This is a genomic window from Fimbriimonadales bacterium (assembly GCA_035559795.1).
Lineage (GTDB): Bacteria > Armatimonadota > Fimbriimonadia > Fimbriimonadales > ATM1 > DATMAR01.
In genome coordinates, this window is record DATMAR010000002.1 from 57,617 (window position 1) to 82,267 (window position 24,651).

A 24,651-nucleotide genomic window follows, 5' to 3' on the forward strand; every position below is an offset into this window, starting at 1 on the left:
ATAAATTCTTTTTTTTGCAATAACACGCCATGGTTTTTGACCGAAACCATTGTCACATTTTCTTTAGCCTCAACAGCAGGAGTGTTGAGGCATCTGTCACGAACCACTCGATTCGAAATCGCGCCTTACCGCGCTCCTACAGTGGTATTATGTAACCGCTGGAGCAGGTTGAGGTTGGGGGGGCGCTTTCTCTGCGGAAGTGAATGCGACAATCGCTTCCACCATCATCACAATCGCTAACAACACTAACAAACTACCTACCCACAAAACTGGACCGTAATTCCCCGCTGAAACCATTCGCATACACAAACTCACCAACGCCCAACCGCTCATCACGTACATGAAAAGTGTCGGAATTCCCGTTACGACCCATACCCATTTCGCGCGTCGTGTTCTCCACAACCAAACTGTTACGCCTAATAGCGTTAATGCTGCGAGAAGTTGGTTGCTCGCACCGAAGAGCGGCCAGAAAACCATGTATGCTTGAACCGGTTTTCCCTGCGCATCTACGGACGGCTGGGAAAGCAAAAACATGAGCGGTACACCGACAGTGAGCCCGGTTCCTAACCACGCACCGAATGTTCCTTTCATTCCTGTTAATTCTTGAATGATGTATCGTCCTAATCGCGTACAAACATCCAAGGTGTCATAAACGAACGTCGTAAACGCCATCAACATCAACGAAACTGCAAACGCATAAGGAACGCCTAAAAGTTCGTGAATGTAACTCCCGATTCCCTGCGAGAAGATAAGGTTAGGTTTAGGTGCTCCTTGCAACAAAGAAGAATTCGAAGTGAGCACCATCAAGGTCGAAAGCGATAGAACGGCAACCATGGACTCCATTAACATCGCCCCATAACCGATGGGTTTTGCGTCTGTTTCTTTTTGCAGTTGTTTCGAAGTCGTTCCCGAAGCGATTAAGGAATGAAAGCCAGAAACCGCACCACATGCAATCGTGATGAATAAAAACGGAGCGAGCGTATCGCCATTGCTTGCGTTCCAGTTGATGAAAGCAGGATATTCCGCTTTCCTTCCAGCGAAAAACAAACCCAACATTCCGATAATCAGATAAAAGTAGAGGAAAAATCCGCCGAGGTGCCCTCTCGGTTGTAAAAGCAGCCACATCGGAATCAATGCCGCTGCCAAACAATATAAAAGGATGAATACATCCCAGTATTTCCTTGCTTCGTAAGTTCCGATAGGGAAAATCGTGCTCAGTTCGAGCGGGAATTTCGTTCCGAACCAAATTGCCAAAACCACGAGCGGCAGAAATATCGCAGTAGTGACCATCAAAGGTAATTTGAGAAACCTCAAGGTCAACCCCATCAATATGGGCAACAAGATATACAGAATGGAAGCGGTCGCAATTCCCCCCCCAGATACCTTTTCACCGTTTTCGAGTGTTTGAACTCCCACGAAAGAAAGCGCTGTGATATCCGTAAAAGCGACGACGATATACACGAGTGCTAACCAAATGAACGAAAGGAAAATCACATAAGAGCGGCGGGACATATGCTCGCGGACGACTTCTGCAATGGAACGCGCTTTGTGTCGAATGCTCGCCGTAAGCGACATAATGTCGTGTACTCCACCGATCAATATCCCCCCCAACAGAATCCATAAAAACGCGGGAAGCCATCCGAATGCTGCCGCCGCTAAGATGGGTCCCACGATGGGTCCTGCCGCCGCAATCGCGCTGAAATGCTGACTGATTAGAAATCGTGGCGGAGTGGGAATGTAGTCCGAATCGTCGCAGTATTCCACGGAAGGCGTCTTTGCATTAGGGTCGAGGCGAAGCAGACGAGCAAGCAACCCCCCGTAAACGATGTACGCGAATACGAGCGCGACTAAGGCGATGCTCGCGATAACCAAAAGACTCATTGACTTCTGTTCCGGCGAAAGTAGCCTTTATTATTTTGACGAAGTTCTAAATCTTAAAAAAAGACGTTTCTAAAAGAGAGACGTTCACAAGACTACGGAAGGATTGTGCGCTTTCAAATATTTCTCGAACCACGCGACAGCCAGCCTCCCTACCTCCTCTAATGCACCCGGTTCTTCGAACAAATGAGTTGCGTTGGAGACGATTGCCAACTCCTTCTCCGCCTTGATTCGTTCGAAAGCCATGCGGTTCAACTCCAAAACATCGTAATCCCTCTCTCCTACGATGAGCAAAATAGGCGATTCGAGGCGCTCGAGGTAGTTCATTGCCATGTCCGGTCTTCCCCCACGTGAGACCACTGCAGAAATCTTTTTCCCCATTTCCGCAGCGACGATGATTGCTGCTGCCGCTCCTGTACTCGCTCCGAATAAACCGATGGGCAAACCTTTGCACCCTTCCTGTTGTTTCACCCATTCCGTTGCTCCCTTAAGCCTCTCCGAAAGCAAAGGGATATCGAAACGATTTTCGTACTCTAAATCCTCTTCGGGGGTCAAAAGGTCGAAAAGCAAAGTTCCGAAATTTTTTGCGTTCAATACGTTGGAAATAAATTGATTCCGAACGCTTTTTCGGCTACTTCCGCTTCCATGAGCAAAAACGACAACACCTTTTATGTCAGGAGGAAGATTTAAATATCCTTCTAAAGAGAAACCATCGAAAGGAATTTCGACATCGAGCCTATTCACGTTGATCATCTATACATTTATTACGATTTCATTACGATAAATTTCACGATGCATACTCATGTACGGATTCCAACGCTTGAATCACCTCCTCGTCACTTACCGGCGTAAAGTCTTCGTAATAGGCGCCGATTGCACCCACGAAGAACTCAGGAATGAGCGTAACGATAACTTCGTCTGCCTCTCCCCGGAGCAATTCCACAGTGTCGCTCGGTGCAACTGGAACCGCTACCACGATACGAGCCGGCTTCATCTTGCGGAGAAAACGTATGGATGCGCGAACCGTATAGCCAGTAGCAATCCCATCATCTACCACTATCACTTTTCGACCCTCTAAAGAAATCGGAGGGCGTCCCCCTAAATATTTTTTTCTTTGTTCTTTTGCAATGGCGATTTGACGCTTTACCTCCGCTTCGAACCAATCTCGGTCCACGCTTGCGACTTCCTGCTGATTCACCATCAATTGACCGTCTTCCGATACAGCACCTATGGCATATTCCGGGTTATAGGGATGACCTATCTTCCGCACCAGAATGAGCTCCATTGGTGCTTTCAGCTCCTTCGCGATTTCCGCACCTACGATTACTCCACCACGAGGGAGGGCACAAACTACGACATCCTCTCCCTTGAAATGAGAAAGTGCGGCTGCTAACCGTTTTCCTGCATCACGCCTGTCGAGAAACATGTCCCTATTATCCCCGTTTATCACTTATTCTCTCCTGACAAAGATCATAGAGTCATTTAGTTTCCTGTGTATCTTTACGGTAATTCGGTGACTCGATAACGAGCAATTCACCTTCCACATGAACCTCCGTGCCGAATTCTGCGCAAGCCGAGGTAAAGCGATTTCGAATCCATTCCCAATCTTCCTCTCGCGCCATCTCGGTGTAACAATAATCTAAATGCAAAGGAAGTGCCTCGATGCGCAGAATATTCCCCCCCTCGATCACCACTCGAAATAGCAAACCCAAATCGTTTCTCAAAATCGGATGAGTTGCATAATCGTCTAAAAAATCGCCTAAATCATACAGAATTCCATCCTTTACCCCATGAAACACGTGTGCAGAGTGTCCGGCAATAAGCGTAGCCCCTGCATGTTTCAATTCTTCTGCCGCATCTCGAATATAAGGAAGAGGTGAATCAACCATATTCGGTCCCCAGTGGGGAGAAACTAAAACGATTTCCGCCGATTTTCGCGCTGTTGAGACTGCTTCACGAACCCATCTGTCAACACCTCCGCGCAAATCGGCGTACGCAATTCCGGGTTTGTCCTCTTTCGCAGCGTAATCTTCCGGATGGTCGCTAAAGGCGACGATTGCCAAAGAGGTTTCTGCAACCGTGAAAACTCGAAAAGCACGCGCCTCCTCGAGATTCTTGCCTGCTCCTACGTAAGCAATCCCTTCCTCCTTCAAGTGTTCGAATGTATCCAAAAGACCTTCTTCGGAAAAATCGAGTGCATGGTTGTTCGCCAGCGTGACACAGCGAACACCGAGATGCTGAAGCGTCTTGACTGCAATTGGGGGGGCTCGAAAGAAAAACGGTTTGTAAGGGTCTAGCCATTTCGTCCCTCTCTCCGAAATACAGCATTCTAAATTCAAAAAGACAAAATCCGAATCCCGTGCGAAAGAGACGACCTCTGGCGAAACCAACGACTCCGGTTTTTGCACACGAAGAGTCTCCGCAACCCCTCTCCCTAACATCGTGTCGCCAGCAAGAACGATTCTAAGCCTCATCGAAAGTCATTTTATGAGAAAATATGTTCTCTACATCCCCTTACCTTCATTTACTCTAATACGCCATGATTAGTCTCATGAACCCAAGGGCATTTACCGCCCTCGTTACACCCTTCGATTCGAACGGGGAAATTGATTACCCGGCTGTCGCTCGTTTGCTCGCCTGGCACGAAGCGAATGGAATGGACGGTGTGGTCGTCGCAGGAACGAATGGCGAAGGTCCGAGCCTCTCCGCTATCGAAAAACGCGACCTCACCAAATTCGCAGTTCAAAACAGGGGGAAACTAAGCATCATCTCAGGTCTCGGAACCCCTTCTCTTACTGAAGCGATTTGGCTTTCCGAACAGGCGCAAAAAGCAGGTGCAGATGCCGCCCTCGTTTTGCCACCTTACTATTATTCAGCTCCGTCTGAGGGAATCTTAGCGTGGTTCGAAAAACTTCTCGAGAAAACAGAACTTCCGGTCATTCTTTACAACTTTCCGCAAACCACGAAAATCCTTCTCGACCCACCTCTGGTTCGCCGGCTCTTCGAGCACACGAACGTCTTAGGAATCAAAGACTCTTCAGGAGACGAAGAACTTTTATGTAGTTACCTCGAACTTGCAAAGGCAGCGGAGAAAAAAGTATTCGTCGGCGATGAAAGGCTAATATTGAAATGCTTACAAAACGGCGGCTCGGGAACGATTAGCGGACTCGCCAACTCCTTTCCCCTTCTTGTATCGAGACAGGTCCGTGAAAGGACAGATGTGCTTCAGACGATCATAGACGAGGCGTTCAAAGCGATAAAGAAGCATCCTCAACCTGCAGTACATAAAGCAGTTTTGGACTTTAAAGGCCTTCCTGGTGGAAATGTGCGCCCCCCTCTCGTTCCGTTGGATAAAAACGCTCGAGAAGAGGTAAAAGATTTCGTCTCAAGATTCGGTTTTTAATCTATGCTCGAAGAACTCAAAGAACTCTGGAGATACCGAGAACTGCTTTACACCTTCGTCGTTCGCGAATTGCGAATTCGTTACAAAAACTCAGTGCTCGGTTTTTTCTGGTCTATTTTGAATCCGTTAGCGACCGTCTTAGTGATGACGCTCGTTTTCAAGTTCGTCATGGGGCAACAAATCCCGAACTACAGCGCATACATTCTCATCGCATACCTTCCCTATATGTTCTTTCAACTCTCCTTGTTAGATGCATCGCAATCTATATTGAGTCAAATCACGCTCCTCAAAAAAATATATTTCCCTCGAGAAATCCTTCCTCTCGGCTCCGTGATTTCGAACTTCATCCATTTTCTGCTTGCAATGGGAATTTTCTTCGTTTATCTTTTGATCGTTTGGTTGTTGAATCCAGGGGATAATCCTTTTAGGGTTACCGTACTTTTTCTTCCCGTCATCATGCTTCTTCAACTCGCTCTGACCACAGGGCTCGCATTGATTGTCGCAGCGCTCAACACTTTTTATGAAGATGTCAAATATCTGATTAGCGTCGGTTTGTATTTGCTTTTTTTCCTGTCCCCTATCGTCTACTTCGTCGAACAAGTGTATCATGCCCCTGGCATTCCTGATGCGTACCGCAATATGGTTTATGTTCTTTACAATCTCAATCCCATTGCGATGCTGATGACCGCATATCGAAAAGTCACTTTAGATCCACAGCCCGTAGTGATGATTCGGGGGGGCGAAACGATAGATGCAGGAGTATTGCCGTTCGATTGGACGATGTTCGCAGTAACCGTAATCATCTGTTTGCTCACCCTCGTATGGGGATACGCTCTTTTCAATCAGAAAAAATGGCAGTTCGTGGAGCGCCCATGAACGAACCTACGGTTACCGTTCGCAATCTCGTAAAAGAATTTTTAATCTCGAGTGAGCCTTACGCCTCTCTCAAAGGGATGCTCGTGACTCGGAAAAAGTCGAGTAAAGAAACTATCCGAGCCTTAGATGGAATTTCTTTCGATGCCTATCAAGGTGAAGCACTCGCCGTTATAGGGCCTAACGGAGCAGGAAAAAGCACCTTGCTCGCCATCTTAGCGCGCGTTTACAAACCGACTTCGGGAGACGTGAAAATCAACGGTCGTGTCGCCCCTCTGCTCGAATTAGGTGCAGGCTTTCATCCCGATTTGACGGGACGTGAAAACGTGTTTTTCAATGGAGTCGTTTTAGGTCTTACACGAAAGCAAGTAGCCGAGAGAATGGAGGACATCATCGAATTCAGCGAAATCGGAGATTACATAGATGCTCATGTGCGCACTTACTCGAGCGGAATGTTGTTGCGACTCGGTTTCAGCGTCGCAGTGCATGTAGATGCGAATATTCTTTTGGTGGATGAAGCGCTTGCAGTGGGGGACATCGAATTTCAAAGAAAATGTCTGCATCGTATTTCGGAATTTCTGAAAGCTGGGGGGACTGCGATTTTTGTCTCCCACGATATGGATGCTGTTCTCGAAACAGCAACACGCGCGATATGGCTACAGGGGGGGAAAATCCTAAAAGAAGGGCGAACGCTCGAAGTCGTTAGCGCTTATCAAGAATCGGCAAAAGAGCATTTCGAGGATTCATAAATTACTCCTCATCTTTCCCAAGGTGAAAACGCCCCTTACGGTTTCTCGAAATATCGCGCCTCACGGCGCTCCTACAAAATGTATTGCTCTTTTAGCCTCCTTTGCATCCGTCAGGCGGAGGGGGAGGGGGGTCGTTAATGAAGATTACGAAAACTTGTCCCATATTGCTCGTTTGACCGGGTTGCAAGGATTTATCTAATTGCAATAGGGCATGGCAATCAGGATAAGTCTTATCGTTAGCCGTATAGGTGTGATCTTTGTAAGACCACATCCCCACCCAGTCTCCTGGGATTCCAAAGACGAAATTTACTTTCGTTGTATCCAAGGGAACATACGCTTTGATGCTTTTGCTGCTCAGCACCGTCGCTTTCCCTAAAGATGCGTTAGACGAATCGAAAAATTCGAGAATCATTCCCTCCGTAGAAGCTCCGCTATCCGAAAACACACTGCCTACGATTGCAGCTTTTTTCGAGGAATCGTGGACGACGATTTCGAGAGGGAATACGCTCTGACTCGGGTCGTCAGCATACTGTGCGGAAATTATGCCCTTCCCCTCCCCGAGGGCTGTGAATTCACCCGTTGAAGAATCGAGCGTGCCGGGGGTCCCCTCCGTTACTGTTAGTTGCCAATTCGTACCCGGGATTTCCTGTTTTATACCGGTGCTCGTGAAGCCGATAAGAATCATCTGATACTTGTCCCCTACCCTGAGGTTATATCCGTCCGCCTGCTGCCCGGAAAGGGTTTCTATGGCTACGAAGATTGCCGCGAATTCTTGACCTCCACCTCCGGTTCCTCCACTTCCCCCACAGCCTCCGCCATTCGTTAGAAGGACGAAGAAAGCCAGTGGCAGAGACACGCAGAGCAAACAAAATCTCTTCCAGTTTCTCATCGCATTCTTTCTCACGTTGAATAATAGCCTCTTTCGAAGTCGCAAAACATAGACGCCTAAAATGTCTAGTCTGTTCTAAGATTTTTTGGGCTTCTTGTTATAGCGTTGCTATCCTTCCGTATTTTTTCTGAAATAAAGCGCTGTTATATGCTAAAATTTATATTATTCCAGCAGCGTTAGTTATGCTTTTACCGTCTCTTATTACGACTCGTAAAACATCATGGGTGCTTAACCCGAAGCGTTTTCTTCACTGAAAGAAATTCATATCAATCTCTATCTCTAAAAAAAATGTATAAAACGTGCCTGAAGTAGAAGAACCCAAAGTCGAAACAATCGCTGTTCACGAGGAGATGGCTCGCTCCTACGTGAACTATGCGATGAGCGTAATTATCTCGCGCGCTCTCCCCGATGTGCGCGATGGTCTGAAACCTGTTCAGCGCAGAATTCTCTATTCGATGTACCTCGGGGGGTGGACAGCAGACCATTCGCGAACGAAATGCGCGAAAATTTGCGGTGATTGTCAAGGAAACTTTCACCCGCACGGGCAAGAGGTGATTTATCCCACCCTCGTTCGGATGGCGCAAGACTTCTCGATGCGCTACCCACTTATTGACCCGCAAGGAAACTTCGGAAGCATAGATGGCGACCCCCCAGCAGCAATGCGTTATACAGAGGCGCGGCTCAGCAAAATCGCCATGGAAATGCTCGAAGACATCGACCGCGAAACGGTGGATTGGGTCCCGAACTACCTGCAAGAAATCAATGAGCCGACCGTACTCCCAGCGAAATTTCCCAACCTTTTGTGCAATGGTGCAACGGGAATCGCTGTCGGTATGGCGACGAACATGCCGCCGCATAACCTCAACGAAGTCGTAGATGCGATTCTTTTGCGATTGGAAAAACCGAATTGCACGACGGATGAGCTCATGAAAGTTCTTCCGGGTCCCGACTTCCCCACCTATGGAGTTATTCTGGGACTGAAAGGAATCAGAAACATGTACGAAACCGGACGAGGTTCGATTACCGTACAAGCCAAGACGGCAATCGAACCCGCAGAGGGGGGGCGAAGCACGATTGTCGTTACGGAAATTCCCTATCAAATAAGCCGAAAAACTATAGTAGAGCAAATCGCAGCCATTATCCGAGACAGAAAAACCGAAATGCTCTCTGACGTGACGGATATCAGCGACCGTCAGGGAACGCGAATCGAAATCACCGTGCGAAGGGATGCTCAACCGACGAGAGCGCTCAACTATCTTTTGAAACACACCTCGCTACGCACGACATTCGGCGCAATCATGTTGAGTCTAGTGAATGGAGTGCCTCGTGTACAACCTCTCACTTCCATCATAGACGAATACATCAAACATCGCAAAAACGTCATCGTTCGTCGTACGCGCTACGAACTCAATCGTGCTCTCGAAGAGGCACATATCAGCGAAGGATATCAAATTGCGCGCGCGAATCTCGATGCAGTCATCCAAGTCATTCGCAAAGCGGAAGACCCGGAAGAAGCCAGACGCGAACTCACACGACGCTTCAAAATGACGATGTTCCAAGCAAACGTAATCTTGAACATGCAACTCCGAAGGTTAACTCGCTTGGAACAAAGAAAATTAGAAGAAGAATACAAACAAATTCTAAGAAAAGTCGCTAACCTTTTCGATATTTTGAGTGACCCTCGACGCATAGACGCAATTTTCAAAGAGGAACTTCTCGAACTCAAGAAAAAATACGGAGACGAACGCCGCACGAAAATCATCCCAATGGAAGCGGAAGACATCGGCGAAGAGGAGATGATTCCTGAGGAAGATGCAATCGTCTCTATCAGCCGAGACGGATACATCAAGCGAATGAGCATAGACTCTTATCGCGGGCAACGCAGGGGGGGGAAAGGCGTAATCGGACAAAGTGTGAAAGAGATGGACGAAGTAGCTCACTTATTCCAGGTGAGTACCCACCATTATATTCTTTTCTTTACGGATAGAGGTCGTGTTTACCGATTGAAAGCCTACGAAATTCCTGAGAGCGGAAGATACTCAAAAGGCACACCTGTCATCAACTACATCCAAATCCAACCCGAAGAACGCGTAACCGCCGCACTCAGCATTCGAGATATTACTGGAGAAGGATATTTAATCATGGTTACGAAGAAGGGCGAAGTGAAAAGAACTCCCATTAATGAATTCGCCAACATTCGCGCGAATGGACTCAAGGCATTCGACATCGAGCAAGGAGACGAACTCTGCTGGGTGCTCCGCAGTCGTGGAAATCAAGACGTTCTAATTATCACGAAAAACGGAATGAGCATTCGATTCAACGAAAAAGAACTCACCGGACGAAGCCGAGCAGCGGGGGGGGTAAGAGGAATAACCTTAGAAAAAGACGACGAGGTCGTGGCAGCGGATATCGTGGAAGACCCGAACCTTTCTGTTCTTGTAGTAGGAGAAAGAGGATTCGGAAAGCGAACTCCTCTAAAAGAATACCGACCGCAAAAACGTGGTGGAAAAGGACTCATCACGATGAACGTCACCCAAAAAACGGGCCACGTTGTAGGAGCGGAAATCGTAAAAGAGGACGATTCGCTGCTCATTATGACAACCAGAGGAAAGGCAATTCGACTAAAGGTCAAGGAAGTGCGGCGCGTAGGGCGTATCGCTCAGGGGGTCAAACTCATTGACCTCGACCCCGACGACCACGTCGCCAACGTCGCTCGCCTCGTGAAGGAAAGCGACACCGGAGAAGTTTAGAACCAAGAGGAGAAGAAAAACTGCCACAGGTATTTTCTACAGTTTTGCACTCTGACTGCTCAATTGCTACCGACTTCAGCAGTGGGCTACTATAAACTGTTTTTGTAATGAAAAAGCAGCCCTGGTTTCTGAAAATAGTGCCCTAATTGCTGATTTATTACACTGTCTATAGTAAAGTTTCGCCGTACAATATTTATACACTCTTGTGCTGTGATAGTCGTTTGCTCTCTATTCAAGCGACCTTCTCATTGTCAATGGAGGATTATAATGAAAAAAAGAATGAGAAAAATAAGTTTCCTTATAATGTTGTGGATACCTCGGGCAATTGCACTTGTGACAGTTATACATATCACATCTATCAATTCATTTACTCAATCTTTCTTCAAAGGGCTCGGAGACCTTCCCGGAGGAGGGGTTTCAAGCGTAGCATACGGAATTTCCCGAGACGGTTCAACTGTTATTGGCAGCGGCTACTCTGCAAATGGACCGGAAGGGTTTCGTTGGACGGAAGCGACTGGCTTGGTTGGTTTAGGAGACCTTCCCGGTGGTAGTTTCGAGAGCTATGCATATGGTGTATCCGAAAACGGTTCAGTCATCGTAGGCATGAGTAATTCTGCGAATGGCACGGAAGCCTACAGGTGGACAGACTCAACAGGAATGATTGGGTTAGGAGGCCTTCCCGGTGGCAAACTTGAAAGCTATGCAATCGATGTATCTCAAGATGGAACGGTTGTCGTTGGCTACAGTAATTCAGCAAACGGCGGGGAAGCCTTCCTATGGACCGAAACAACAGGAATGATTGGTTTAGGGGACCTTCCAGGTGGTGATTTTCATAGTTACGCAACTGGTATCTCTGGAGATGGGCTGGTTGTCGTCGGTTACAGTAATTCGGGAAGCGGTACGGAAGCATTTCGATGGAGCGAAACAACAGGAATGGTTGGATTAGGAGATCTTCCCGGTGATGAGTTTTACAGTGTCGCAAGTGCTGCATCAGCGGATGGTTCAGTGATTGTCGGCTATAGTAAATCGTCCTATTCTGGGATTAACCTGGAAGCATTTCTTTGGAACGAAGTGACAGGAATGGTCGGTTTAGGAGACCTGCCAGGTGGAGATTTTTATAGTACTGCACTTGGTGTATCCCAAGACGGAACGGTGGTTGTCGGCGGTAGCCACTCATGGGAAGGCTACGCAGCATTTATCTGGGATCCCCTGCACGGAATGCAGAAAGTTTCTGATTGGCTTGCAACAAACGGAGTATCTATCCCCCCCGGTTGGGTATTGGAGTACGCCATCGACGTTACCGTACAAAATGGCTATGCAATCGTAGTAGGCTACGGGTGGAATCCATCAGCCCAACTTGAAGCCTGGATTGCGAAAGCTCCAATCGGTGCAGAAACCCTCTATCCCGAAGAGTTCATCATCGTGCGCGGCGAACTCATCCAGGGGGGGCTAAACGACTTATTCCTAAGCGACGATAACAACTTAGTTATAAAACGACCGCGCAGCACAGGTATCACGGGCGTGCAAATCATGCTCGACTTGAAGAGTCATTTCCAAGGAACTTCTGTCACGCAATTAGGATTCACCCTCGAAGCGTCATCCTCGATAGGAGGGGCGAATCAGAAGATTCTCTTCAAGAACTATCAAACGGGAACGTTCGAGGAAGTGGATTCGAGAACCGCCACCACCACCGATTCGACCGCGCAAGTTATCATTTCCGCAAATCCATCTCGCTTCGTTCATTCTCAAACCGGAGAAGTACATGCGCGTATCGTTTGGACGAAGACAGGCTTTGTCCCCGCTAACTGGACGACGGCGACCGACTTCGTGCAGTGGCAGGTATGGGGAAGCTAACAAAGCCCGTATACCTGGCAGCAGAGCGCATCTTTCTGCCTTCTTTACGAACAGTCTGCTAAAATAGGTTCGTCTACCTATATGGGCTGCATGGTCCAAAGGAGGATCTTTGATGAATAAATATATCGCCCGCCTTTCCGGGCTCACTTTAGCATTACTTTTTGCTATTACAGCACTCGCGCAAAATTACTGGGCACGATATAGCGTGTATGTTCCCAACGAGTTGGCAGCAGAGATGCTAGCCGATTCCTCGCTCGCTCTCTTTTCCGATAAAATCACGCTTGGGACAACCGATGTTATCGTTGGACCTGGTGAACTGCCGAAACTCAGAGAATTGAAACTTTTTTATACTTTCGTTAGCACTCTTCCCGACCCTCGCGGATGGATCGCAAAAGTTAAACGCGACGGCGATTACACGACGAAATATTTAACTTACGACGAAATCATCGCGCAATACGAGGTTTGGAGGCAAGAAAATCCCACGCGCATCTCTCGTATACAAATCGGCACGGCACACGAGGGCAGACCCGTCTGGGTTTATCGGTTGAGTAGTCCGCGACCTTCGAAAGGGGAAAAAATCAACGTGGTCATTCTCGGCGGTACTCACGCGCGCGAATGGATAAGCCCCCCCGTAGTCATGTATTTGTTCCATGAACTTTTGGAAAAATCGAAAACCAGCGGGCAACACGCGGGATTACTCGATAAACTTACCCTCCATGTCGTCCCGGTTCTCAACCCGGATGGCTATGTGTATACGTGGACGAACGACCGATATTGGCGCAAAAACCGCAGAGATAACGGCGGTGGAAGTTACGGCGTAGACCTCAACCGCAATTACGAAAAAGCATGGGGGGGCGAAGGAAGCAGCGGAAATAAATGGTCGGATGTTTATCGAGGACCATATCCGTTCAGCGAACCCGAAACCTCTTCCCTTCGCAATTACGTTTTGAACGTCCGAGGAGTTGTAGGCTTTATTGACTATCACAGTTATGGTCAAGAAATTCTTTGGCCCTGGTCTTACACCTACGACTATCCGCCCGACAAAGACGCCTTGAACGCTTCAGGCGCAGTCATTCAGCAAGGCATTCTCGACGTCGGTGGGAAATATTACGAAAACGGGCAAGGCTCATGGACTCTTTACGTCGCTTCCGGAGTTAGCAAGGATTGGTTCTATGACGTCTTCGGTGCCATGTCCTTTACCATAGAACTTCGCGACACCGGGCAGTATGGATTCCTGCTTCCCGAGAACCAAATCAACCCCACCCAAAAAGAAAATTGGGGTGGTTTCGAAGATTGGCTTTTCTCGCTCGCTCAATAAAAGTTCACTTATTCATTAAAAAGTTTTACAGAAATAGAAATGCTTTTACCGAACAGACGTATTACTCTTCATCGAGAAGAGTATGGGTATACTCGCACGTCTTCTCTAACTAGGAGGTACCACTTTTGAAAAAGGCATGGCTCGTTTTAGGCTTTCTCGCATTTATTCTTCTCCTCTCTGGCTGTAACGGCGGTCTTTTCGGCGGTGGTGGCTCTAAAATCACCGCATTCAATTATCGAGTCACGAATGCCGTACCTGATTTAGGTGGAAATAGCAGTGTTGACTATGTCGCTCAAGTCGATGGAGACCCGAATGAACAGTCCTTCCTCGGAACTTTTTCTTATCTGCAATTCTCCAATTATTTCGAACATAAAGAGCAAGACATTTACATAGACTATATCGTCAAAGAAGCGAGTACTACGAACGAACTCGATGCGATATCCGTAGACATCATCCCCGATACCAGTGTGCACATTTTGTTCCTTGGCTTAGTCAACGCTGCTCCTAGCCAAAAAAGCGCACGACTTACAGCCATTCCCATTGATCGAGGAAGCCCGTCTGGGTCTAAGGCAAGAATTATCGTGGTGCATGGTTTCAATCGTGATGCTACTCATATAACACCGAATATCGACTTAGCCAAACCCGGAGACGACATACCTATCGTGAGCAATGTCCAATTCGGTAACAGCACTCTTCCTCCGGACGAACAAGACGCGTCGCAATATTCTGCTGAAATCACTTCGGGCACTTACACCTTCGAAGTCAGAATTGCAGGCAACAAAGACGCGGTTCTTTTCACCGATGGTCCGTTTACTTTGCAAGCAGGAAAGATCTATGTGCTGCTCATATCCGGTGAGGAAGGCAACTCCGTTTGGCCGCCCAAAATAACTCTGATCGAAGAACCCGTCAAAAACTAAGAATCTTTTCAAGAGAAAAATAGACCGCCTCTTGTATAATTTTAAGAACCTCGATATGGCAATCTCTCTTCGTGTTCCTGCAAGTTGCCGTCCTGGTGAGAACCAAAGGACGAAGCGCGCATTCACCGAGATCGTCGAGGAATACGTAGAAGGAATCTATCGGCTCCGTGAAGCCCTCGGGAAAGTTACTACAGGCGATTTAGCCGAATATATGTGCGTCTCTCCGGGGAGCGCAACTGCCATGCTCAAAAAACTCAAACAACTCGGTTTGGCAGAATACGAGCGCTATAAAGGGGTGAACCTAACACCGAATGGCGAAAAACTCGCGAAACTTCTCAGCCGCTCTCATCGAATTCTGAAAAGTTTCCTCGTTAGCGCCGTCGGCTTACCGTGGAACGATGTGCACGAACTTGCATGCAAACTCGAGCATTACATCTCTCCGGATGTCATCGAACAAATGTACGAGAGAATCGGACGACCGAAAACTTGCCCCCATGGAAACCCTATTGACCCCGACTACGATGATGGCAGTTTTCGCTTAGCAGACGCCTGCATCGGCGACCAACTCAAAGTGGTGAAGTTAACCAACGAAAGTTACGAATTTCTCAAATTCATCGAAGACATAGGCCTAGTTCCTGGTGCGGAATTCAAAGCCATAGGCTCGACCGAATTCGACGGCTTAATTCATTTAGAAATCAAAGGAAAGCCGATAACAGTGGGAAGAGAGGTTTCTCGACACGTCTGGGTATCGAGAATTTAAATCCCTTGTAGGAGCGCCGTAAGGCGCGATAAAAAATATAGGAGCGCCGTAAGGCGCGACATATACTGTTCTATCGAAATTAGCGTAAAATCAAAATCCGTGCAGCTGTTCCCCCGCACCTGGGCAGAAATTTCTTTAGATGCTCTCCGTTGGAATCTGCGACAAATCCGCTCTAAACTTCCCCCTCGCACTCTGCTGGCTCTCGTCGTAAAAGCAGATGCTTATGGGCATGGTCTTATTCCCATCGCACGAGCGGCATCGAATTTCGGCGCAGATTGGATTGCGGTTGCAACCGTGCAAGAGGGCATTGCTCTTCGTGAAGCAGGAATCGAAGCCCCGATACTCGTTCTTGCGCCTGCTCTTCCGATTGAAGCGCAACAGGTTGTTTTTTATGAACTGAGCAGTCTCGTCGAATCCTTACAAACTGCAGAGGCTATTTCTCACGCTGCAACTCAACAAGGGCGAATCGCTAAAATCCATCTGAAAATCGATACAGGAATGGCGCGTTTCGGTGTGCAACCCGAGGAAGCAGTGAAATTCGCTGAAAGCATCATTGCCATGCCCAACGTGCGATTAGAAGGCATAGCGAGTCATTTTGCAAACGCGGCGTTCTCGAATGAATATACGCAATGGCAGTATGAGCGCTTTCAAAAAGCGCTTTGTGAAATAAAAGAACGAAACATCCATCCGGAAATCATCCATATCGGGAATAGCGCTGCATTGGTCAACTTCCCGGAAGCAATGAATTACAACATGGTGCGAATCGGCATACTCGCTTATGGAATTACGCACGTTGGAGACCCAGGTTTTGAAATCCGACCTGTTCTGCGTTGGAAGGCGCGCATTATGGCGATGCGCGAATTGGAAGCAGGTTCGTTTATCGGTTACAACTGCACGTATCGCACATCATCAAAGGCGCGAATCGCTACTCTCGGAGTAGGCTACGGTGACGGCTACCACCGTGCGCTCAGCAACAAAGGGTTCGTCATGCTCCACGGAAAGCCATGCCCGATTCGCGGTCTCGTTTGTATGGATCAAATCATGGTCGAAACGACGCATGTGCCTGAAGCGAAGGTGGGTGACGAGGCAATTCTCTTGGGTCCTGAATTGAACGCAGTGGAACTAGCGAAAATAGTCGGCACGACTCCGCACGAAATCACTACGCGCATTATGTCCCGCGTGCCACGCTATTACATTTCGTAAATTTTTAAAAAAAACTTTTCGGTTTGCCGAAATGGTAGCAAAAAGCACTTCTCCTTACCGAGAAGCAATCCGAAACAATACGGACTCCGGAATGAAGTCGCCCTCTTTCGCACCAGGAGCCATGAAAATCTTTTCCAACTCTAACCAAGCATCGGCGTAAGCAAGCAAAATAAGCCATCGGTAATCGGACAAACTCTCAGGAGAGCGGTCTAAACTCAAAATCGCATCCTCTTCATATAGAATATCGTATAACCCCTGCCTCAATTTCCTATACTCTTCCCCCCCAATTATCGCTGGATCTAAATTCATATAGACATGAGTCGCACCTAACTTTTTCAGTGCTTCGACTAACTCTTCCGGAGAACGAATCCTATCGTAAGGGATATAGGTGTGATGGCCGGGGTTCGCCCAAAAATAATCTACATCCAAATAAAATCCACGCACTTCGTCATATAATGCGACACTTATTTTCTTCTCTGGCTCTTTTCTCTGAAGCGCGTTGATGTATTCCGTAGGCTCTCCGAAGGGAAAACGACGCACGCGATGCCCATCTACGGAAACCATCTCTGTGAGCATCTCTTTTTCCGTCTTTCCCGAGAGCAGGTTTTTCAATTGCAACGGCAAATCGCTACCGAAAGCGAACAAAAATAAGGACCATAAAACTTGCAAGGCGATAATACCGACTGCAATGTATCGAAAAGAAAGCCTAGCGGCCGCCCCCCCTATCAAAAATGAAGAAGGAATGAGCAGTCCGATTAAGTAACGCGATTGCTGTGTAAGATAAAACCATGTAAAGAGCGTAATAAATATCATCGTCATAATCGCCGCTTCTTCTCGACCCATTTTCCCCGAGAAAAACCAAACGACGAGAGAAACTACGAAAACGATTCCCATTGCACCCCAAGGAACCCCCCCATTGATGTGAAGATGGGGCATGAGCGATAGTGCGGTTATCGAACCCGGAAACGCTTTCCAACTCTTACCCGTTTCCGTTTGTCCTATGCCGAATCGCTGCTGCTCTACTCGATACGCTTCGGCTGCCTGCGCATTCCAATTTTTGCCATCGAAAACCTCATAGAAAAAAGGATAAATGGGATTGCCCGTGTTTACGATATTTCGCACATACCATGGAGAGGCAATCGCAATAGCTACGACTAATAGCCATAAAGGGGGGGATAAAACCCGTACAAATTTCCGTTCACCTTCTTTCCATCCATCGTAAAACCCGAAAAGCAGCATCGTTAGAACGATTCCTGCCGCGACTTGAAACCCTGTGTATTTCGTTCCCAATCCGAAGCCTAAGCAGATTCCCGATAACCAAAGCCATTTCCTTTCTCTTTCCCGAAGATAAAACGCGCTGAACAGAATCGCAGAGCCGGTGAAAAGTCCGTGAGCGACGTCTACGTATGCAGTGCCGATCTCCCAAAGAGCAACCGGTGCACTCAAAAACGCGAGAGCGGCGCAATAACCTATATTTCTATCGTATCGTTTCGCCGTGATTCCAGCAACGCATAACACTGCGAAAAGCGCAAAACAGAATGCGAAAGTTTTCGCTCCCGATTGCCCCCCCAATGCCAAACCCCAGAGATAAAGCATGTTTATCCCAGGGGCTATGTTGCTTTGATGCATGAAAAAAATGTAGTCGAGTTTGCCCTCCCTCAGCCATATCTTGCTCATTGCCAATTGATGACTCACCGAATCCCAATCAGCACCGACACTCGGGGTGAGTACGGATGGAAGCCTCAAGAGAAACAAAAGCAAAATGAACATCCAAAGAATGCGCACAATCGGCGTAGTTTTTATCTTTTCGAGAATGAACGCCCGCGTTCGATAAAATGACCACACCCCGACAAGCACCCATAATCCCACGAAAAACACCCCGTAATGGAACCATCCCAACAAACCTACGAAAAAAGTTGCAATGCTGATCACCCCTAATCCGACTGCCCCACCTAATCCCCACCTCGCTTCGACCGGCAAATCGGAAACCCATCTCGAAATAACGAGCAATCCGATTGACACGGAAAGAAAACACAAAAATAGGACTATTAAAAACCCTATATAGGGTGAAACTTCTGCCACATCTTTTAAAATGAACATTTATAGATTCGGTCTTTCTGGAATTCTCGCCTCACCGAAAAGTTCCAATACTCCTTCCCCGATTTCGACTCGCTTCATTTTCAACGCTCCGTATAATGCCAAATCTTCGTTTTCATGAATAACGGGATTGATGAAATCGAGTAGCGCGCGTTTCATAGTCTCGTCTATGCTTCTTCCCAAAAAAACGAAAGCGTTCTCCAAATGGATTTCGAAATCGTTTTTCGGAACTAAATCAGCAATGACATAAAACTCCGTCTTGAAAAAAGGAAACTCGCCATATCCTTCTACGTAGACTTTATATTTTTTCAACTCTACTCGAATTCTTTTGATTTCATGATATTTTCGGAGAATAAAATCTTCTAATGCTTTCTCGTTTACACGAACATACCCTTCTCCACTGCCCGAGCGGCTCAGTCTCACTTTTCTTTCATCGAGAGCCAAAGCGAAATCGAAGCGGCAATCGCGCAAATCCGCCTTGAGTTCTTCGATACGAAGTCCTCGCAAGGAAAAATCGAACAAACGGAGTTTCAAACTTTTGATTCGTCCGTATTTCGAGCGCTCCGGCTCGGAAAAAAGAGGCAAACCATTTACCGAAAAATCTCTTGCTGTTATCGAAACTTCCGAAAATCTCCCCTCTAATGCCCCCAGAAGCCCATCCGATTTCACTTTCACCTCGACCTTCTTATTCTCCCCTTCGAGTTTCGATGCAATGTCCGATGCTGCTCCTTTCTCGAATGATCTTACGTTACATGAACAACACACGAGACAAAAAAAGGATAAAAAAACAAAAAACGTTCTTTTTCGAACGGTTTTATCCCCATAATTCGTATTCATAAACACTTGGAAGCGTAATTCATGCACGAATCGCACATCTCGAAAAGGCTTACGCCGTATTATGCCTCGGTAGAAGAGGAATACCATCTCATCCGAAACTCTTGTGGGTGGATGGACTTATCGCATCTTTCGAAATTGCAAATTACAGGTGGCGATAGAAAGGACTGGCTCCAAGGACAAATCACGAACGATGTGCAGGAGCTTACTCCCGGGCGTTCTCTTCGAGCCTGCATTCTCACACCCACAGGTCAAATCCTTTCTGAAGTCGCTCTCTGGGAGTTATCCGACTCCACGATACTCCTCTTTCCCGAAGAAGCGCATGAAAAAATCCTCGATAGACTCAATCGGATGATTATTTTAGAGGACGTAAAAATAAACGACCTCACGAGCCAATATTCTCTTTTCAGCGTACAAGGACCCACGAGTGCAAGAGTGCTCGAAGAAAGAATCTCACTTCCCCATTCTGATGCGAGTTCGGTCGAATTCGAAGGGAAAAATCTCATCGTTCTCCGCAGTGACCGAACGGGTTCAGGAGGCTGGGATTTGCTCTTCGATCATCGAGACACCGAGGAAGTGAGGAAGCTTCTCGAGGACATCCCTCCTATCGGAGAAGATGCCTGGAATATCGCGCGACTCGAGAGCGGATTTCCTTTATACGGGATAGATTACGACGAAAAAACCCTTCCTGCAGAATTAGGTCCTCACTTTCTGTCATCGCACGTGTCCTTTACGAAAGGATGTTACATAGGGCAGGAAGTCGTAATGAGAATTTATGCACGAGGACACACGAACCGCACCTGGATGGGGCTCATCGCCCAAATCGCGTTTCCTCCGGGCTCCTCTGTTTCTCACTCAGAACAAAAACAAATTGGAAAGGTAACGAGTAGTGTGGTCTCCCCGGAACTCGGGCCAATAGGAGCTGCCTACTTGCGGCAACCTTTTGCAAAGCCCAACGAACTCGTGATCATTCATGCCCCTGGCGGCGACGTCGAAGCGACTGTACAAAACATGCCGCTTAGAAAAATTCAATTCTGATGGAAAACATGCATCTTGACGAAAACGAGTATAATGCGGTTAGCACTCTAACCCTTCGAGTGCTAATTCTTATCGAACAAACTCTTTGGAGGTGTATCAATGAAACTTCAACCTTTGTATGACAGAGTTATCGTGAAGCCCGAAGAGAAAGAGACGAAAACCCCATCCAGACTCATCCTTCCCGATACTGCGCAAGAAAGACCGCTTAGGGGAACGGTTGTTGCGGTAGGACCGGGGAAATTATTAGACAACGGAAAAATCCTCCCCATGGATGTAAAAGAAGGTGACGTCGTTTTGTACGGAAAATACGCGGGCACCGAAGTAAAAATAGATGGCGAAGAATATGTGATTCTTAGACAAGATGATATTTTGGCGATAGACGAGGGTGCCAAAAAGAAAAAATCCGAAAAGGTTACAGCGGAGGCGAAATAACTATGGCAGCGAAAGAACTCAAATTCGGCACGGATGCACGACTTGCCTTGCAGTCGGGTGTCGACAAATTAGCGAACGCAGTTCGTGTTACTTTAGGTCCCAGAGGTCGCTGTGTCGGGTTAGAAAGGAAATACGGTGGTCCTTTGGTTGTGGACGATGGAGTTACCATCGCAAAAGAAATCGAATTCGACAACCGCTTCGAAAACGCGGGAGCGGCGCTCGTTCGGGAAGTCAGCAATAAAACGAACGACCTCGTAGGTGATGGAACGACAACCGCGACAGTTCTCGCACAAGAAATGCTCCATGAAGGAATCAGGTCAGTGCTTGCGGGCGCGAATCCGATGGCAATCAAATCGGGAATAGACAAAGCCGTTGATGCGATTGTCGAAGAACTCAAAAAGATGAGCCGCCCCATCCAAAGCCGTGAAGATGCAATCCATGTTGCCTCAGTTTCTTCGAACAGCACCGAAATCGGAGAAATCGTCGGAGATGTCGTCTTCCGTATCGGTCTCGACGGTGTAATCACTGTCGAAGAGGGCAAAGGAAGAGAAACCGTCGTCGAAGAAGTGCAGGGTTTAAGATTCGACAAAGGTTATATCAGTCCGTATTTCGTCACCAATCCGGAGCAAATGGAAGTCGTTTATGAAGATCCGCTTATTCTCTTTTATGAAAAGAAAATCAGCAATGTGATCGACTTCCTGCCCTTTCTGGAAAGAGCGGCACAAACGGGTCGCCCTATCATCGTGATTGCGGAGGACGTAGAAAGCGAAGCGCTCGCTCTTATGGTGCTAAATAGAATCCGCGGCGGTCTTCGATGCGCAGCAGCAAAAGCGCCGGGTTACGGAGAAAGAAGAAAAGCCATGCTCGAAGACATGGCAATCCTCACCGGCGGAAAACTCATTTCTGAAGAACTCGGAATAAAACTGGAAAACGTAACCACCGACATGCTCGGTTCTTGCGACAAAATCATCATGACGAAAGACCACACCACCATCATCGGTGGAAAAGGGAAAAAAGAAGAAATTCAGGCGAGAATAGCGCAAATCAAAAAACAAATCGAAACGACAGAGAGCAATTACGATAAAGAAAAACTCTCTGAGCGTTTAGCGAAATTAACCGGTGGTGTATGCGTCATCAAAGTCGGCGCATCAACGGAAACGGAAATGAAAGAGCGCAAAGAGCGTTTCAATGATGCTCTTCATGCAACGCGCGCCGCTTTGGAAGAAGGAATCGTTCCTGGTGGGGGCGTTGCACTCCTTCGCGCTGCTCGTGCAATCGAAAACATAAAACTAGAAAGCGACGAAGCATTCGGAATGAACCTCGTCAGAAACGCATGTTCAGCTCCTCTTCGTCTCATTGCGGAAAACTCCGGACGTGACGGAGAAACCACCGTCGAGAAAGTGAAAGAGAAAGAGGGTGCATTCGGCTTCGACGCAATGAAAATGCAATTCTGCGACCTTATGGAAGCAGGAGTCGTAGACCCCACAAAAGTCGTTCGACTATGCTTAGAAAACGCCGCCTCGATTGCAGGCATGATTATCACCGCAGAGGCAATCGTCGCCGAAATCCCTGAAAAAGAAGAAAAGCCCCATACTCCGCCACCCTACTAATCGGAGCATTCAAGGATATAGTCCTTGAAAATAATCTAAATAAATCCGGTTCCCCTTCGAGCGAAGAGGGGGAACCGATTTGTTTTTGAATATCATCTAGCGAAAGCAGAAAAAAACGCAAGGGGTATAGATTTTGTATTTGAATATTTTTAGCGAAAGCGGAATTATCAAAAGGTTTTTAAATACAATCCGGTTCCGCTTCGAGCGAAGCGATGAGGGGGGAACCTTTAGGGAGGGGGTGAAAACTTTCACTTCTCAGTCACTAAGAGTTTCTTCTCGTTCCCAAACTCTGTTTGGGAACGTTCTTTTATCCCGTAAGGCCCCCCCACTTACGCAAGGAACCGTTATTTTTTTCCCTTGCTGGGTGAGCAAAGTTTTTCATCATTCCATAGGAAGTACAAGGGATTCCAATCACGGTTGTGTGAAACGGTACAAGCGACAGGTATTACCTGTCACTCTTTCCGAGCGCATGAACCGCTTTCCTTGGAGGCGATGAGAGAATTCAAGGGGGTGGTAGGAGCGCGCCATGAACACCTTCCCCCGTACTACTACTCCGGCGCCTTGGACCGCACGCTACCATCAGGGGTCCATAGTATTAACAGCCCGCCATCCGGCTCCGCGCCAAGCCCCGCGACCGGGTTCCCATCCTTGTTGTATATGCTCAGATTGCCGCCATCAGGGAGAGCGCCAAGCCACGTGGCGAGTTTCGCATACTTGTTGAAGATGCTCAGGCCGCCGTAGCCAACAGGATCAGCGTCAAGCGCAACGACTTGTTTTTCATCCTTGTTGTAGATGTCCAGCTCACCGCCATCAAGGTCAGCGCCAAGCGCAACGACTCGTTTTTCATCCTTGTTGTAGATGTCCAGCACGCCACCTTCAGGTATAGCGCCAAGCGCAACGACTCGTTTTTCATCCTTGTTGTAGATGTCCAGCACGCCACCTTCAGATACAGCGCCAAGCCCTGCGGCCGTTTTTCCATCCTTATTACGTATGCCTAGCAAGCCACCATCTGCGTCTGTACAAAGAGTAGCGACCAGTTTCTCATCTTTGTTGAATATTACAAACAAGCCGCCATAGGAGTCATTGCTAAGCCTAGATACCTTTTTCCCATCCTTATTGTAAATCTCAAGCAAGCCTCCATCAGAGGCAGCATAGAGCCCCATGACCGGTTTCTCATCATTATTGGATATGAATAATAAGCAGCCATTAGAGCCAGCACCAAATACCGCTACCTTTTTCTCATCTTTGTTATACAGACCCAGCAAGCCGCCTTCTGAGGCAGCGCTAAGTAGCGCGACTTGCTTACCTTCCTTGTTGTAGATAGCCAGCACTCCTCCATAAGGCCCGGCCTGAAGCACCATGGACACTTTGCCGTTTTTGACCAACTCGAACTTTTCCGCCCGAATGGTCTCCGCTTTTCTGAGCTGGTCCTCCAGTGCCTCTATTCGTGCTTCCAACATCTCTACTTTTTTGTCCAATGTCATTTGATTGTCTCCTCAGTCAATGTGGGTGGGTGCACCCACTAGAAAAGGAGATTATAACGAAGATAGAGAGAGTTGGAGGTTTACTGCCTAAAACAAAGGAGCGACAGAGAAACAAAAAGGAAATCTAGGGAAGAATTGCCTTTTCTACTCTTCTTCTATGGGGGGGTGCTCCGCTAAACTACAGCGTGTCGGGTCGGAGACGGTTCCGTAATCGTAAGTTCCGCCTGCGGGGCACACAGGAAACTCCCGCAAATAAGGGTCTATATCGGAATCTACGATTACATAATCCGGTGGCAAATTTTTATCTATTGCCGCCTGTGCTTTCGCAGTGTCGTACAAACGCATATTTCCCTGGCATGCGCGTTTGGAAGCCTTCGCGCGCGCTGTCATAAATTGCGGAATAGCGATGCTAAGCAAAACGCTGATTATCAGAACGATAATCATCACTTCGACCAGCGTAAATCCTCGCTTCCGCATTTTTATTCTCACCATCCTAGTGAATGCGGAGCCGAGTCCAGGCGGCTATTAGGACTCGAACCCCGCCACGAATATTCTTTTCCAT

At 47.6% G+C, this 24,651-nt stretch carries 21 protein-coding genes; 12 read left to right on the forward strand and 9 right to left on the reverse strand.

Translation table 11 applies throughout. The features are described 5' to 3' along the window. Positions 1-147 precede the first annotated feature (147 nt). From VNK96_00300 to VNK96_00315, 4 genes are all read right to left on the reverse strand, one after another. Positions 148-1,881, reverse strand: coding sequence for a carbon starvation CstA family protein (locus VNK96_00300; GenBank protein ID HWP30158.1), 1,734 nt, complete (start codon positions 1,879-1,881; stop codon positions 148-150). 84 nt (positions 1,882-1,965) lie between these two features. Beyond that, positions 1,966-2,631, reverse strand: coding sequence for an alpha/beta family hydrolase (locus VNK96_00305; GenBank protein HWP30159.1), 666 nt, complete (start codon positions 2,629-2,631; stop codon positions 1,966-1,968). Positions 2,632-2,665: 34 nt separating this feature from the next. Beyond that, positions 2,666-3,328, reverse strand: coding sequence for a phosphoribosyltransferase family protein (locus VNK96_00310; protein ID HWP30160.1), 663 nt, complete (start codon positions 3,326-3,328; stop codon positions 2,666-2,668). 28 nt (positions 3,329-3,356) lie between these two features. Further along, positions 3,357-4,352, reverse strand: coding sequence for a CapA family protein (locus VNK96_00315; GenBank protein ID HWP30161.1), 996 nt, complete (start codon positions 4,350-4,352; stop codon positions 3,357-3,359). A gap of 65 nt (positions 4,353-4,417) precedes the next feature. Between VNK96_00315 and dapA the strand changes: the two genes are divergently transcribed. Genes dapA through VNK96_00330 form a run of 3 tightly spaced genes read left to right on the forward strand, consistent with a single transcriptional unit; the run spans position 4,418 to position 6,903 of the window. Further along, on the forward strand, positions 4,418-5,281 hold the full coding sequence (gene dapA, locus VNK96_00320) for a 4-hydroxy-tetrahydrodipicolinate synthase (GenBank protein ID HWP30162.1): 864 nt from the start codon (positions 4,418-4,420) through the stop codon (positions 5,279-5,281). Positions 5,282-5,284: 3 nt separating this feature from the next. Then, a complete protein-coding gene (locus tag VNK96_00325; GenBank protein ID HWP30163.1) occupies positions 5,285-6,157 on the forward strand; it encodes an ABC transporter permease in 873 nt (290 codons plus the stop codon). Next, positions 6,154-6,903: an ABC transporter ATP-binding protein gene (locus VNK96_00330; protein HWP30164.1), complete on the forward strand. Its 750-nt coding sequence runs from the start codon at positions 6,154-6,156 to the stop codon at positions 6,901-6,903. Before VNK96_00325 ends, VNK96_00330 begins: the two co-directional genes overlap by 4 nt. Positions 6,904-6,994: 91 nt before the next feature. Here VNK96_00330 and VNK96_00335 read toward each other — a convergent pair whose 3' ends face one another. Next, on the reverse strand, positions 6,995-7,792 hold the full coding sequence (locus VNK96_00335) for a hypothetical protein (protein ID HWP30165.1): 798 nt from the start codon (positions 7,790-7,792) through the stop codon (positions 6,995-6,997). Between the two features lie 299 nt (positions 7,793-8,091). Here VNK96_00335 and gyrA point away from each other — a divergent pair, with 299 nt between their 5' ends. The 6 genes from gyrA (at position 8,092) to alr (ending at position 16,594) form a co-directional block, all read left to right on the forward strand. Further along, entirely contained in the window at positions 8,092-10,542 is a 2,451-nt protein-coding gene (gene gyrA, locus VNK96_00340; protein HWP30166.1) for a DNA gyrase subunit A, read from the forward strand. A gap of 333 nt (positions 10,543-10,875) precedes the next feature. Further along, on the forward strand, positions 10,876-12,396 hold the full coding sequence (locus tag VNK96_00345; protein HWP30167.1) for a hypothetical protein: 1,521 nt from the start codon (positions 10,876-10,878) through the stop codon (positions 12,394-12,396). Positions 12,397-12,508: 112 nt separating this feature from the next. Continuing rightward, positions 12,509-13,714, forward strand: coding sequence for a M14 metallopeptidase family protein (locus tag VNK96_00350; protein HWP30168.1), 1,206 nt, complete (start codon positions 12,509-12,511; stop codon positions 13,712-13,714). Positions 13,715-13,839: 125 nt separating this feature from the next. Then, positions 13,840-14,631, forward strand: coding sequence for a hypothetical protein (locus VNK96_00355; GenBank protein HWP30169.1), 792 nt, complete (start codon positions 13,840-13,842; stop codon positions 14,629-14,631). Between the two features lie 55 nt (positions 14,632-14,686). Next, positions 14,687-15,391: a metal-dependent transcriptional regulator gene (locus VNK96_00360; GenBank protein ID HWP30170.1), complete on the forward strand. Its 705-nt coding sequence runs from the start codon at positions 14,687-14,689 to the stop codon at positions 15,389-15,391. A gap of 99 nt (positions 15,392-15,490) precedes the next feature. Continuing rightward, entirely contained in the window at positions 15,491-16,594 is a 1,104-nt protein-coding gene (gene alr / locus VNK96_00365) for an alanine racemase (protein ID HWP30171.1), read from the forward strand. Between the two features lie 54 nt (positions 16,595-16,648). Here alr and VNK96_00370 read toward each other — a convergent pair whose 3' ends face one another. Both VNK96_00370 and VNK96_00375 read right to left on the reverse strand, forming a co-directional pair. Then, positions 16,649-18,694: a glycosyltransferase family 39 protein gene (locus tag VNK96_00370; protein HWP30172.1), complete on the reverse strand. Its 2,046-nt coding sequence runs from the start codon at positions 18,692-18,694 to the stop codon at positions 16,649-16,651. Beyond that, positions 18,695-19,366 carry a hypothetical protein gene (locus tag VNK96_00375; protein ID HWP30173.1) on the reverse strand — a complete coding sequence of 224 codons (672 nt, stop codon included), beginning with the start codon at positions 19,364-19,366 and terminating at the stop codon, positions 18,695-18,697. Positions 19,367-19,549: 183 nt separating this feature from the next. On the opposite strand from VNK96_00375, the gene VNK96_00380 reads away from it, so the two are divergent. The 3 genes from VNK96_00380 to groL all read left to right on the forward strand — a co-directional run bounded on the left by VNK96_00380 (position 19,550) and on the right by groL (position 22,605). Beyond that, positions 19,550-20,563, forward strand: coding sequence for a glycine cleavage T C-terminal barrel domain-containing protein (locus VNK96_00380; GenBank protein ID HWP30174.1), 1,014 nt, complete (start codon positions 19,550-19,552; stop codon positions 20,561-20,563). Between the two features lie 99 nt (positions 20,564-20,662). Beyond that, complete coding sequence (groES, locus tag VNK96_00385; GenBank protein HWP30175.1) at positions 20,663-20,995, forward strand: co-chaperone GroES; 333 nt, start codon at positions 20,663-20,665, stop codon at positions 20,993-20,995. 2 nt (positions 20,996-20,997) lie between these two features. Continuing rightward, positions 20,998-22,605, forward strand: coding sequence for a chaperonin GroEL (groL, locus tag VNK96_00390; GenBank protein ID HWP30176.1), 1,608 nt, complete (start codon positions 20,998-21,000; stop codon positions 22,603-22,605). A 548-nt stretch (positions 22,606-23,153) separates the two neighbouring features. On the opposite strand, the gene VNK96_00395 is transcribed toward groL, so the two are convergent. Beyond that, complete coding sequence (locus VNK96_00395) at positions 23,154-24,089, reverse strand: hypothetical protein (GenBank protein HWP30177.1); 936 nt, start codon at positions 24,087-24,089, stop codon at positions 23,154-23,156. Positions 24,090-24,233: 144 nt separating this feature from the next. Beyond that, complete coding sequence (locus tag VNK96_00400; protein ID HWP30178.1) at positions 24,234-24,566, reverse strand: prepilin-type N-terminal cleavage/methylation domain-containing protein; 333 nt, start codon at positions 24,564-24,566, stop codon at positions 24,234-24,236. Positions 24,567-24,651 lie beyond the last annotated feature (85 nt).

Coding starts and splice junctions, on each gene's coding strand:
- VNK96_00315 (HWP30161.1), bottom strand. CDS start 4,352: ATGAGGCTTAGAATCGTTCTTGCTGGCGACACGATGTTAGGGAGAGGG.
- VNK96_00300 (HWP30158.1), bottom strand. CDS start 1,881: ATGAGTCTTTTGGTTATCGCGAGCATCGCCTTAGTCGCGCTCGTATTC.
- VNK96_00350 (HWP30168.1), top strand. CDS start 12,509: ATGAATAAATATATCGCCCGCCTTTCCGGGCTCACTTTAGCATTACTT.
- groL (HWP30176.1), top strand. CDS start 20,998: ATGGCAGCGAAAGAACTCAAATTCGGCACGGATGCACGACTTGCCTTG.
- VNK96_00305 (HWP30159.1), bottom strand. CDS start 2,631: ATGATCAACGTGAATAGGCTCGATGTCGAAATTCCTTTCGATGGTTTC.
- groES (HWP30175.1), top strand. CDS start 20,663: ATGAAACTTCAACCTTTGTATGACAGAGTTATCGTGAAGCCCGAAGAG.
- VNK96_00360 (HWP30170.1), top strand. CDS start 14,687: ATGGCAATCTCTCTTCGTGTTCCTGCAAGTTGCCGTCCTGGTGAGAAC.
- VNK96_00325 (HWP30163.1), top strand. CDS start 5,285: ATGCTCGAAGAACTCAAAGAACTCTGGAGATACCGAGAACTGCTTTAC.
- VNK96_00400 (HWP30178.1), bottom strand. CDS start 24,566: ATGCGGAAGCGAGGATTTACGCTGGTCGAAGTGATGATTATCGTTCTG.
- VNK96_00335 (HWP30165.1), bottom strand. CDS start 7,792: ATGAGAAACTGGAAGAGATTTTGTTTGCTCTGCGTGTCTCTGCCACTG.
- VNK96_00395 (HWP30177.1), bottom strand. CDS start 24,089: ATGACATTGGACAAAAAAGTAGAGATGTTGGAAGCACGAATAGAGGCA.
- dapA (HWP30162.1), top strand. CDS start 4,418: ATGATTAGTCTCATGAACCCAAGGGCATTTACCGCCCTCGTTACACCC.
- VNK96_00380 (HWP30174.1), top strand. CDS start 19,550: ATGCACGAATCGCACATCTCGAAAAGGCTTACGCCGTATTATGCCTCG.
- VNK96_00330 (HWP30164.1), top strand. CDS start 6,154: ATGAACGAACCTACGGTTACCGTTCGCAATCTCGTAAAAGAATTTTTA.
- VNK96_00370 (HWP30172.1), bottom strand. CDS start 18,694: ATGTTCATTTTAAAAGATGTGGCAGAAGTTTCACCCTATATAGGGTTT.